Source organism: Flintibacter sp. (assembly GCF_046973065.1).
This window is the reverse complement of sequence record NZ_JBKVXZ010000002.1, coordinates 46,460-58,165: the sequence shown is the minus strand read 5'-3', so window position 1 is coordinate 58,165 and position 11,706 is coordinate 46,460. Positions and strand designations below refer to the sequence as shown.

The 11,706-nt window shown below is 57.5% G+C and carries 12 protein-coding genes and 1 pseudogene; 6 read left to right on the top strand and 7 right to left on the bottom strand.

The window, feature by feature from the left end:
* The first annotated feature begins 22 nt into the window (after window positions 1–22).
* On the top strand, window positions 23–2,209 hold the full coding sequence (locus ACLTXB_RS01105; protein ID WP_287554438.1) for an extracellular solute-binding protein: 2,187 nt from the start codon (window positions 23–25) through the stop codon (window positions 2,207–2,209).
* A 377-nt stretch (window positions 2,210–2,586) separates the two neighbouring features.
* Here ACLTXB_RS01105 and ACLTXB_RS01100 read toward each other — a convergent pair.
* The 7 genes and pseudogenes from ACLTXB_RS01100 to ACLTXB_RS01070 form a co-directional block, all read right to left on the bottom strand.
* A pseudogene (locus tag ACLTXB_RS01100) lies at window positions 2,587–2,778 on the bottom strand (IS3 family transposase); the annotation flags it as partial.
* The gene (locus tag ACLTXB_RS01095) at window positions 2,765–2,962 is read right to left on the bottom strand and encodes an IS3 family transposase (RefSeq protein ID WP_353734555.1); all 198 of its coding nucleotides are present in this window, start codon (window positions 2,960–2,962) and stop codon (window positions 2,765–2,767) included. The pseudogene ACLTXB_RS01100 and the gene ACLTXB_RS01095, both read right to left, overlap by 14 nt.
* Before the next feature lie 254 nt (window positions 2,963–3,216).
* The gene (locus ACLTXB_RS01090) at window positions 3,217–4,428 is read right to left on the bottom strand and encodes a hypothetical protein (RefSeq protein ID WP_287554439.1); all 1,212 of its coding nucleotides are present in this window, start codon (window positions 4,426–4,428) and stop codon (window positions 3,217–3,219) included.
* On the bottom strand, window positions 4,428–5,573 hold the full coding sequence (locus ACLTXB_RS01085; RefSeq protein WP_412260849.1) for a hypothetical protein: 1,146 nt from the start codon (window positions 5,571–5,573) through the stop codon (window positions 4,428–4,430). The genes ACLTXB_RS01090 and ACLTXB_RS01085 overlap by 1 nt, the downstream gene beginning before the upstream one ends.
* Window positions 5,570–6,421, bottom strand: coding sequence for an ABC transporter ATP-binding protein (locus ACLTXB_RS01080; protein ID WP_412260851.1), 852 nt, complete (start codon window positions 6,419–6,421; stop codon window positions 5,570–5,572). The genes ACLTXB_RS01085 and ACLTXB_RS01080 overlap by 4 nt, the downstream gene beginning before the upstream one ends.
* Window positions 6,408–7,157: a hypothetical protein gene (locus ACLTXB_RS01075; RefSeq protein ID WP_021749533.1), complete on the bottom strand. Its 750-nt coding sequence runs from the start codon at window positions 7,155–7,157 to the stop codon at window positions 6,408–6,410. Before ACLTXB_RS01075 ends, ACLTXB_RS01080 begins: the two co-directional genes overlap by 14 nt.
* Window positions 7,150–7,686: an RNA polymerase sigma factor gene (locus ACLTXB_RS01070; protein ID WP_287554443.1), complete on the bottom strand. Its 537-nt coding sequence runs from the start codon at window positions 7,684–7,686 to the stop codon at window positions 7,150–7,152. Before ACLTXB_RS01070 ends, ACLTXB_RS01075 begins: the two co-directional genes overlap by 8 nt.
* Before the next feature lie 710 nt (window positions 7,687–8,396).
* Between ACLTXB_RS01070 and ACLTXB_RS01065 the strand changes: the two genes are divergently transcribed.
* From ACLTXB_RS01065 to ACLTXB_RS01045, 5 genes are all read left to right on the top strand, one after another.
* Entirely contained in the window at window positions 8,397–8,663 is a 267-nt protein-coding gene (locus ACLTXB_RS01065; protein ID WP_337601810.1) for a DUF6809 family protein, read from the top strand.
* Window positions 8,664–8,807: 144 nt separating this feature from the next.
* On the top strand, window positions 8,808–9,020 hold the full coding sequence (locus ACLTXB_RS01060; RefSeq protein ID WP_428226064.1) for a hypothetical protein: 213 nt from the start codon (window positions 8,808–8,810) through the stop codon (window positions 9,018–9,020).
* A gap of 8 nt (window positions 9,021–9,028) precedes the next feature.
* Entirely contained in the window at window positions 9,029–9,571 is a 543-nt protein-coding gene (locus ACLTXB_RS01055) for a hypothetical protein (protein WP_276897298.1), read from the top strand.
* On the top strand, window positions 9,514–9,768 hold the full coding sequence (locus ACLTXB_RS01050; RefSeq protein WP_428226075.1) for a tyrosine-type recombinase/integrase: 255 nt from the start codon (window positions 9,514–9,516) through the stop codon (window positions 9,766–9,768). Before ACLTXB_RS01055 ends, ACLTXB_RS01050 begins: the two co-directional genes overlap by 58 nt.
* Before the next feature lie 773 nt (window positions 9,769–10,541).
* Window positions 10,542–11,603, top strand: coding sequence for an ABC transporter substrate-binding protein (locus ACLTXB_RS01045; RefSeq protein WP_317335386.1), 1,062 nt, complete (start codon window positions 10,542–10,544; stop codon window positions 11,601–11,603).
* Window positions 11,604–11,706: the final 103 nt, after the last annotated feature.

Sequence of the window (11,706 nt, the reverse complement as noted above, 5' to 3'; positions counted from 1 at the left end):
ATCAGCGGAAGGAGGCGCCGGGATGCCTACTATCAAAGATATTGCAAGGGAGGCCGGTGTCTCCCACGGAACCGTATCCAATGTCATCAACGGCCGCGGAAATGTCAGTGTGGAAAAGATTCGTTTGGTCTGGCAGGCGGCGGAAAAGCTGGGCTATAAGGTCAATGCCAAGGCCCAAAGTCTGCGGCTGGGAAAGGACCGGGCAATCGCGGTTATGCTTCCGGGGATCGAGTACGCCCACTGGGCGGCTATGTATGAGGTCTTTCAAAGCGAGTTTTCACAGAGAGGATATTCTGTACAGCTCTATTCCACCCGCTCTATGGAGAGCAGAGAACTGTCCCTGCTGACGGAAGCATTGAACGCCCGTTTCAGCGCGATCATTACCAGTACCTGCCTGACGGATGCATTGTCCCACTACCGGGCCGAAGCTCCGGACCTGCCGCTGGTTTTTTTGCAGCGGGAAGGTCCGGAACAGCCGGATGTGATGTACGCAGGTTTTGATCCTGAGCGGGCTGGCCGGGAGATTGCGGACTATGTCTGCTCTCAAGGTGCTGCCCGAATCGGCGTCTTTACAGAGGCCGCGGAGCTGCCAGATGCTGCTCTGTTTATCAGGGGTGTCCGTACGCACTGCCAGGATAAGGAAGCCGTCAACTTTCTGGACTGCCGCAATTATCAGATCGGCCTGCGGGCCTTTGCGTTTTTTGACGGCGGCCAGGCGTATGATTATATGATATGCTCGGATCGCCGCAGAGAGGATGCCGTCCGGGCAGCCTGCGCCTACTCCAGTCAGGCGCCGCTGCCTCGTTTTGTTACGCTGGCCACAAAGGCCGCTGTGACGGATCCGGAGACCTCAGTTTATGAACTGGACTACAAGCAACTTGCCCACCGGATTGTGAAACAGCTGCTGGCCCGCCTGGAGCAGGGAAAAGCCCTGCCCGGAAAGCTCCGTATGGAAAATGACGGATTCCGCACTGCGCAGATGGTGCCGGGCCATCTGCATTCTCAAACTTTACGAATACTGACCATGGCCTCCCCCTCGACCACCGCTTTGGCCAGGCTGGCGCCGCATCTCGAGAAAACCGCCGGCATCCACCTGGAGCTGACGGTCCTGCCCTCTCTGCGGGATGTCTACCGGGTGGTCCAGTCTCCCGCCCGCAGCCAGTATGATTTGATCCGCATGGATGTAGCCTGGCTGGATGAGCTTGGAGAGGAGGTATACCGTCCCCTTGCCCAGATCCCCTTTGATTGGGACGGGCTGCTGGCTAAAGCCATTCCGGAGCTGGGGCAGCATTTTACCACCGCCCACGGCAACCGCTGCTGTGTTCCCTATGATCCCAGCATCCAGCTGCTGTTTTACCGGCGGGATCTGTTCACCGACCCCACATATAAGCGGATGTATTATGAGGACTTCCGGGAAGAGCTTGCTGTCCCCAAGACCTTCCGCGACTATAACCGCGTCGCGTCTTTCTTTACCAGAGGCTGCAATGCCGCCTCCCCCACACAGTACGGTTCAACGGTAGCCATCGGCAATGTTGTCGTAAGCCCCAGCGAATTCATGCCCCGCCTTTTTGCGGAGAACGGACGTCTCCTGGATAGTCAGGGCCGGATCACCCTGGATACGCCGGAGGCGCTGCGTGCGCTGGAAAACTACCGGGAGACATATTCTTATTCGGACCGGACGATCTATGATTTCTGGAAGAATGCTCTGGAGGGCTTTGCCGATGGAACGGCCGCCATGACGGTGGTGTTTATCAACTATGCCTCCCACATTCTGAACTCTCAGATGTCCCGAATTGCTGGTAAGCTGGGCTTTGCCCCCGTCCCTGGCGGAAAGCCGCTTTTGGGCGGCGGCGTGATCGGGATCACCCAGAGCTGCACCTGCCCTGCGGCCGCCTGCAAGTTTTTGGAGTGGCTGTATGCGGACTTGGTGGCACCGGTCTTCACGATGTTGGGCGGCCTGTCTCCCTGCCGTTCCGCATACAGCAACCGCGATATCAGCGAGCAATACCCCTGGCTCTCCACTGCGCGAAAGAGCTTTCCCACAGCGCAGCGCCGCAGCAACAGCACTTACTACCAGAACTTCAGCGAGCTGCAACTAGAGACCATTCTGGCGGCCCATGTCCAGCAGGCAGTTTTGGGGGTATGTTCCCCAGAAGAAGCGCTGAAGCAGGCCCAAGAGGACTGCAATCGCTATTTTCAGCCATGGTAAAGAGGCCAAACTGCAAGAGACAGATAGTCGAGGACGAATTTATCAGTTCTGGAAGAGACGTCAACCCGGCAGGACCAAGAGATTCTGCCGCCGTCTGTACGGCCTGCCGGTCCACGCCTGGCTGCGGCAGCGGCGGATGGAACGGGCGGCAGAGCTCTGCGGGACTCCTCCCTCAGTGTTCTGGGGGGGCCAAGGAACCTATGATGAAGTATTACGTCAGACCGGCCTGCTTGGTGGGAGGCGCTCTGTTCAGCTCCGCCGGCGTGAGTAAAGCTGCTGACCAGCAAGGACACCAAAAAAGGCCTACATCCACATCAAAGCCGCCCCAAACTGTGCGGACAGCACCAAGAGGTGTCCATGTAGGAAAATCAAAAGTTTTAAGCGGAGTGGTGCAGCGTGAGCGGCGCCACTCCAGTTTTTAGCTGAATGCGCTTGTGGTTGTAAAAATCGATATAGCGATTATTCATCCCATTGACCTTGCGGAATGCGGCCGGTTTATGGCGGTAAATACACTCTGTTTTGAGGATGGAAAAGAAATTCTCCGCCACAGCATTGTCATAACAGTTTCCACGTCTTGACGTAGTTGCCTCGCTTTTTCAGCTCCAGCCACATCCTGCGGCAGCCATATGTACGAAAGCTGCGCGCCCTCTGTTCCGCGATGATTTCTGTAAGGGCCGCGTCTTTCTTCGGTCTGCCCAGACGATGGACGAAATCACAGGATCCGCTTCGAGATACTTGAAAAAAGCGATACATAAGGGATATCGGATATTCGTTTCGGTGTCAGTAGAACACCGCGTATTTTGCCCTTGGCCTCACTCCCTTCCTGTGGAGCACAGAAAATCCCGTAACAGCTCGTTTTTCCCAGACATAGTAGGGCCCCCTAATGTAGTTTTATTCTCCTATATTAGGAGGCCTTTTGTCTATTGTCCGCTTTTACGGGACCGGTTCATTTTCTGGAGGGCCTCACTGAAAATCAGAACATAGTTAAAAATTAATTTGTGTCATATTCACAGCAGTTCCCTCTTTCGCTGCCGCCGGCAGGCCAGGGCACACAGGCCAAGTCCCAAAGCCAGCAGGACTGCAGCGGCCACCGCCTCCGCACCCTTGGGCACCCAGGGGCCGTAGCCGTCCCAGAGGGGGCGGAACGTGAAGGGCCGATCCAGAAGCCAGGAGCCCAGCACGACCCCCACCGCCACGAACAGGGGAACGGCCTTCAGCAGCATGGCGATGTAGTTGCCGCTGTACTGGGAGAGAAAAGCCGTCAGCCCGGCGGCCCCCAGGGACAGGGCCAAAATCAGCCCCGCCAGCACCAGCAGATAGGTGCCGTAGGTCCAGTCGAACCAGGGAGTGCCCCACTCCCAGATGCCGTCCAGGCCGCAGGCGGCAAATTGCAGGGGCCCCTGGGCCAGGAACGGAATGACATAGACTGTTATATTCACCACCGCCAGCACCAGCGCAGAGAGCAGGGCAGCTCCCATCTGGACGTTCAAAACGGGCCGCCCCCGCCGGGAGGCCCACTGCATGGGCCGGGTGTTCCGCAGCCGGTCCCGCACCAGGGTGGGGGAGAGCAGGAGCACGATGCTGAGTACGCACCATACCGCCAGATCCTTGCCGTACTCCTGAGTAGAGTATTTCACAGAGGACGGCAGCAGGGAATGGATCATATCCGAGCTTGCCAGCTCCGCCTCCCGCCGGACCATGGCCTCCGGCTGGGCCAATTGCTGTCGGTTGGAGACAATCAGAGCGCGGTGATCCTCCTGGGTATCATAGGTCTCCAGAGTATCCGCCAGCGCCTCGATCCGGTACCAGTTGGTGCCGCCGTACACCCGGTAGAGCAGGGCCTCCACATCCATATCTGCCTGTCCATCAGTGTTGCGTATGCCGTTCAGGTAGTCCCCCCGAAAGGAGAGAAAAGATTTATAGTCCGTCAGCCCCGCTGCCGCAGCTTCCGGGATGGCGGTGATCTGTGTGTCAAAGGCCGTGATCTCCTCTGCCATCTGCTCGTCCAGTTCTGCCCGTTCTTCCGGTTCCAGGGTGGGGCCATACCGCTCCACCCAGTCGGAGGCCAGATCGAACTGGGCCTCCGACTGGGGACCGTTGCAAAAGTGCTCGATATAGAACTGTGGGAACATCCAGTAGTATACCGCCCCCAGCAGCAGGATGGCCGCCAGGATGCCGGGCCGCCAGATCTTCCGCAGCTCCCATTTCAAAAGTTCCATCAGGACACGTCCTTTCTGTCAAACCAACCGAGAGCCAACAGGACTCCGCCGCCCAAAAGCAGCAGGTTCAGCCCGCTTGCGATGGTCTCCTGCCAGGGGAGGACGGCGTTCAGTCCCAGCTCCGTGAACCAGGCGCTGCAGGAGAGCCAGACCGTTACCGGCTGGAAACAGGCAATCAAATAGGCCGCCCACCAGCCCAGCTCCCCCAGAACGGAGACCAGTCCCAGTCCGCCGAAGCACACCAGGCACAGCGCCAGGGCCGCCAGATAGGGGCTTCGCACCAGCGTGCCGCACACCGACGCCAGCAGGGAGAATCCCGCCGTCAGCACCGCGCCCAGGGCTAGGGCAGCGGCCAGGTACTGACCCACCGTGAAGTCCCCCCAGGTGAGGAAGGGCCGGACCACCAGCATGTCCGAGAAATAGTTGAACTGGCTGGACACGCTGGCATTCCAGATTCCGCTGTAGTCGTACAGCAGGAAGTAGGGCACCAGGGTGCAGAACGCCAGCAGGCCGTACAGCGCCGCCGACGCCTGGAGAGCCGCCAGGACCTTCACCCGCCGTAGTTTCCGTCCCGTTCGGGAGGCGCAGGCCAGGCCCTCTGCGCGGTGCATCCCCTCGTAGCCCAGCAGATACAGCGTCCCCAGCATGGCCAGAATGGCGCTCTCACAGAGAATGGCCCGGAACAGCGCGCCGAAGAGGAACTGGTGGCTGCCGTAGGTGGCTGGGCCGGCGTACAAATCCAGCGCCGCGTCAGTCTGGGCCAGGTGCTCCACCCGGCTCGCCAACAGATCATATTTCCAGGTCATCCAGGTAACTGCCAGAGGGGATTTCTCCACCACACCGGCATAGAAATCCGAGAGTTCCCCGGTGTCATACGTCTCGAAAATGTCCTCCATCCCGGTGACAGATTGACGCAGCAAATCCCGGTTCTCTGTGGCGGGTATAGCGTCCAGCCCGGCAAAAAAGTCTTCATCAACCCGCTGGCCCAAGGCCTTTGCCGTTTGGGAAGTCTCGTTGAAGAACGCCCGGTCATAGGGGGAGAGCGTGGCGATCAGCAGCCCGTTAAAGGCCAGACACAGGGCCAGAAAGGCCCACAGGGCGGGCAGGCGGAAGAGCTTCCGCCACTCATAGACCGCCAGATTCATGTCTGTTCCTCCCGGTAGATGGCGAGAAACGCATCCTCCAACCCCGGCGTTACCGGCGTTCCATTGACAGGGGGCGTCTCGCAGAGCACCCGGAGCACCGGGCCATCCGCCCCCTGTCCTTCGCTGAGCAGGAACTGTCCCGGGGCCAGTGGCATCCCGGCAGGAAGCTGGAATACCCTGCCCTGGAACCGGGCGCAGATGCGGGCAGGGCTGTCGCAGCAGTAGAGGCGGTGATCCTTGAACATGACGATTTGCCCGGCGATGGTCTCAATGTCTGAGACGATGTGGGTGGAGAGAATCACGATCCGATCCTCAGCCAGCGTGTGGATCAAATTGCGGAACCGCACCCGCTCCCGGGGGTCCAGCCCAGCGGTGGGCTCGTCCAGGATCAGCAGCTTCGGGTCGTTCAGCATGGCTACGGCGATGCCCACCCGCTGGAGCATCCCGCCGGAGAACTTCTTCATTTTTTTGTCCGCAGCATCCCCAAGTCCCACTGTCTCCAGCAGGTGGTCAATGCGGCCGTCCGCCTCCCGCTTCGGGATGCACTGGAGGGCGGCGGCATACCGGAGGAATTGCCGGGGCGTGTAGCTGGGATAGTACCCGAACTGCTGGGGGAGATACCCCAGCAGGCCCCGGTATTCCGCCCCCAAGGCCCGGATGTCTTCTCCCTCCCACAGGATCTGTCCCTTGGTGGGGAACAGCAGGGTGGTGAGCATCTTGATGAGGGTGGTCTTGCCCGCCCCGTTGGGTGCCAGCAGACCGTAGACGCCGGGAATGAAGGTCAGGGAAATGTCCTCCAAAGCGGTGAACTTCCCATAGGTTTTCGTGACGTGCTCAACGGAGAGCATAGGAGACGCCTCCTTCCATCGGGCGCCGGCAGAAGCAGCGCAGTTCCAAAAGGTACAGAGTAATCCCGGCCGCGGCCAGCAGGCAGAACACTACGGTGGGGATGGCCGTCAGCCACTCCGCCGTCCGGGGCCAGATCAGGGGAATCAGGCCCATCAGAACCCAGCCGGTCGGCGCCGCCAGCCACCCGGCAGGTCCCCGCAGCCGCTGGCACAGCAGGGAGAGAGCGCCATACAGAAACAGGCTGGCCAGAGACAGTGCCAGCATCCAGCCCAGGGGCATCTCCTGCCCGGTGAAAGTCCACAACAGCATATTTGCCGGGACACACACCAGTACGGACACCCCGCCGAAGCACAGCATCTGCAGGGCCGCCACCATCCGGGCGGAGACCTGGAAGGTCCAGGTCCACTCCCAAATGCCGGTCTGCAGGTTCTTCCAGGCAGTCAGCAGGGAGAGGGCGGCATAGAGCAGGGGAGAAAACAGGAACAGGGCCGGTGCCAAAGAGCCGGTGGAACCGGCCACAAAAAGCGCCGACAGCAGGCACAGGGCCCAGATCAGCAGGGACAAGGCCAAACAGTCCCCCACGCCAAACAGCAGCGCGCGGGGGCCGATGCGCTGCAAAACCTCCCGCAGCTCCCGGCCAAAGGCGACCCGGCGGGGCAGGCCTGCATCTAGAATCCGGGCAATGGCCCGCTGTTTTTCCGCCTCTGTGGGCATGGAAATTTTTTGATTATCCATCTGCTCCAAACTCCTTTCGCAGCCGCCCGATCAGGCGGTAGTATCTGGATTTCACTGCCGCCTCCGGCTCTCCCATGGCGGCAGCGATCTCCGGGAAGGTCTTTTCCCCGTAGATCCGCAGGCGGAACACCGCCTGCTCCCCGGGGTCCAGGCCGGAGACATAGCCTTCGATGGTCTCCAGCAGGGCCCGGTCATGGACGCGGGCCACAAAGTCCTCTGCTGTAGGGAGCTCCATTTCCTGAATAGGAATAGAGACCGGCCGGGCCTTCCGGCGGGTGTCGATGACCTTGTTGGCGGCGATGCGGTACAGCCAGGTGCGGAAGGACGCCCGCTCCGCCCGGTAGCCGGGCAATGCCCGCAGGACTGCGATGAAGACGGACTGGGTCAGGTCCATGGCGTCCTCCTTGCTGCCGGTCTGACGGTAGACGAAGCGGTAGATTTCGTCATAGTAGGTCTGGATCAGCTGCTCCGCCGCCTCCCGGGAGTTTCGCCGCTGGATAGCCCTGATCCATGTCTGTTCCCGCTCCATCGCCTCACCGCCTTTCACAGGTATATTCGTGTTTCAGAGTACCATCGTTTCAGGGGAATAAAAAGAATTTTTACAGGATTTGGGGCGGACGATCCCAAAAGCCCCCCGCCTTTCGGCAGGGAAAGCATCGTCCCCGGCTATAGCCGGGGGCAGTTCCATGCGGAAGCCCGGACCCACTTTGCGCGGCCGGAGGGGCAGAAGAACAGAACGAAGACAGCACTCCTCTGTTTGGCCATGCGGGCCGCTGTGCGGGGTGAATGGGGCTGAGGTGGTATCCTTTGCCCGCCAAAGCAACCTTGCAACCCTTGCCGGCACCGTGTGACGCAAGTCATTGGCGGCTGTTGGAACACGTTTTCCCCCAGAATTGAGGGCGAACCTATCGATTGAGAGTATAGCAGGAGAACAAACCGGTGCTTTTGCTGCGCCGGTTCGTTCACGACTGTCCGCAGTGCGGGCAGTTGCGGGATTTTGAAAGGGTGTTGTTCTGGATATGAAATAGAGGAGATGCCTTTTTAACACTGAATTACCCTTATTCCATAGAGCAACAAGGGTCCTCAGGGGCATTGCTGGTTATGTGGGCACAGATATGCCTCTTCAAGAATTGTGGCACCGAAAATGAAGCTAAGGGTCCCAACCAGACAGCCAAGTTGTTACTTTTCTGAAAATCCCCTCCCGGTCCACTGGCTATTGAGCCAGCGTTGTGGTATGGTGTGTCACTGACAGGGAGGCGGTACAATGTACGACTACATCAGGGCTCTGCACGCGGGGCCTGCCGGGAGCCAGAGCTTCGGAGTACCCGGGTGGAACTGGACCAGGCCCACAGAGTGATTAAAGGGAAATCGGATCAGCAAAACCAGGAAATTCTGTTGCAACTGGCGGATCTGGAGAACGAACTACGGGAGGAGACCTCCCTGACATCCTTCATTACCGGGTTTCCGCTGGGCATGGGGATCACCGGGGAAATCGAGCCCTTCTGATAATTGTGGCCGCAAGCTCTGGCTTTTTCTTTTCCTGTGGTATGTTGTGTTGTTGATGAGAGCCCACAGGCTCCATGCATGCGAGTAACCGAGCGAAGCGAGACACTGGTAAGTCATAAAAGGAAGCAATGCCATGGCAAAGAAATGAACCAACGGGGCAGCCACATCAGAAAAAGAAAAGATGGCAGATGGGAAGGCCGGTACACTGCCGGACACGATCCGGAGACCAGCAGGGCCATCTACAAGAACGTGTTGGGCAGAACACCGGCGGAAGCTAAGGCTAAGCTGAAAGCGGCCATCGCGGAAACCAAGAGCTTGTACGTGATTAAAACAAGAACGTACACTGTGGGGGCCTGAAAGGACGAGTGGTTCAAAAACTATGCAAAGATCAAGGCCCGCCCATCCTCCCACCAGACCTACCGGGGTACATCAACAACCACATCAAGCCAAATATCGGCAAAGTTTCGCTGGAAAAGCCTACCTCTCTGGAGTTTCAAAAGCTCTATAAGAAGCTGCTGACCAGTGGGAGGATCGACAAGTTCGAGAGCAAGAAGCAGGCTGAGGGCTGTGCCTTGCCGAAGCCGGAACACAAGAAAATGAAAACACTGCCCGTTAAACAGCAGACATTCTTCCTGCGGGAAGCAAAGGACAGCCGCGTCTTCGAGATGTACTACGTGAAGCTTGTAACAGGATTGAGAAGAGGTAAGTTGCTTGGTCTTAAATGGGAGGACATCGATTTGGAGCGGAGCAACCTTCGGGTGAAACGGCAGATTGCCCGCGTCAACGGAGAGGTGGCAGAGGCCCCGCTGAAAACAAAAAATGCCTACCGAACACTCCCACTGGCGGGCCCATCTCCCCGGACAGTGTCCTGCATACGCTCCACCGGGTGCTGGAGCGGGCGGGACTAGCAAAGTTCCGCTTCCACGATCTGCGGCACGCCTTTGCAACCCAGGTTCTTCAAAACGGGGGTGACATCAAAGCAGTGTCCGGGATGTTGGGACCCTTCTCGGCAGGGTTCACCCTGGACACCTATGCCCACATCATGACAGCGGCCCCGAAGGAGGCGGCCAGAACCATAGAGAAGGTGCTGACGGCGGCAATCTGAACGGGAAAAAATCATACTAAACAGCAGAAAGGCCTTGGAATGGAAGAGCTACGCCAGGGCACATTTTTTGCCCCACATGGGTCGCGGTATGGGCCAACTGCAAATTTTAGAAAATTGCGTAATTCTCCCAGGACCTTTAAATGTAAAAAGTAAAGAAATCAGACTGTTTTGAGGTTGTGGGGCCAGACTTGAACCAACAACCTCCGGGTTATGGGCTATGTCCCGGTTGTCAAGCCGTTGCGCCCCAGTGCTTTCCTGGCATTTTAGGGCCCGCCCCTGAAAAACTGAGGGCCATTCTGTTCCTTCGGAGCATCACGGCTGATCCCGATGGCGCGTCTCCGACCTCCAATGCTTCAGAGACGCGGCCTCAATTCTACGCCGGTCCGGATACAGGGCAGAACCAAGTCTAAAAATGCACGTTCATATTTTTCGAAATATGAAAATATTCAAATATTCAGCATCATTGTAAACAATACACAATAAATTGACGTAACATTTGTAAAAATATGTTGCATTTACAAAAAGATTTAATTGATGTAATATATGAACGTGAACATTTGCAATAAATCGAAATATTCACATTCATATCAAACAAAAGCAGGGAGTATAATTGGCAAACGAAAGTGGGGGGGCGGATAGGAATCAGGAGAAACCGTGCAGGGACACGGGAGTTCCCAAAGGTTTAACAGAGTTTGGATAACGGATTTTACATGTGAAGCTTACACTGGACCCGCGTCTCATTCAGCAGATTTTTTGTAAAGGAGAGTTTTCAAATGAAAAAATTGTTTTCGATCTTGTTTGCCCTGCTGCTGGCGGCCAGCATGCTGTCTGGCTGCAGCAGTGATGATACTGCTGCCGATGCTGATGATACCACGACGAGCGGAGAGGAGACTGCGGAGTCTGGTGCTGCGGAGATTTCCGGTGATATCATGATCTATACCTCCGCTGAGGATGCCTTTATCTCCGAAGTGTGCGCCATGTTCAACGAGAAATATCCCGAGGCGAATGCCCAATACTATCGCTCTGGCACCGAAGAAGTGATCAGTAAGATCATGGCGGAGAAAATGACCAACAGCCTGCAGGCGGACCTGATCATGGTCTCTGATGCTCCCACCTTTGAGAGCTTGAAGGCCAACGACCTCCTGCAGCCCTATGACTCCCCAGAACTGGATAATATTTATACCGAGTTCGTAGATCCCGAACACTATTATTATGGAACTTTCCCTGCTGCCATGGGTATCGTATACAACACCAATCTGGTAACGGAAGCGCCGACCAGCTGGCTGGATTTGCTGAGTGAAGATGCCAAGGCTAATACAGTGATGCCCAATCCCCTTTATTCCGGCACCGCCGCAAACGCCCTGATGGAGTTGACCAGAGCCGGGGGCCTTGGCTGGGACTACTATCAGGGGCTGTATGACAATGAGGTTATGGTAGTCAATGGAAACGGTGGTGTTATCAACTCCGTGGCTGCCGGCGAAAACGCTTACGGCATTGTCTGTGACTCCAACGCGCTGGCGGCAGCTGCCAGTGGTTCTCCCCTGGCCTTTGTGTATCCCGAGGAAGGCGTGCCCGCCACGGCCGATCCCATTGGAATTACCACCGCCACGGACAACCTGACCACCGCACAGGCATTTCTGGACTTCATGCTGTCCGAGGATGTGCAAACCCTGGGCCGTGAACTCATCGGAAAGGCGCCCATCCGCAAGGGAATGGAAAATCCAGAGGGCAGCCTGGCTGTGGAGGACCGGGTGAATCTAGTTACCGATGCTAAGGTGCTGTTTGAGGCCCGTGAGCAGGAGAAGGAGCAGTTCTCCGAGATGTTCGGCTTCTAAGTTTCTCCTTTTTGTACAGGGGCCGCCTCTCTTCACCCTTTTCAGAGAGGCGGTCTCGCCGTTATCCGCCCTGTCGGCGGCAAAACAACAGTCCAACATGAAA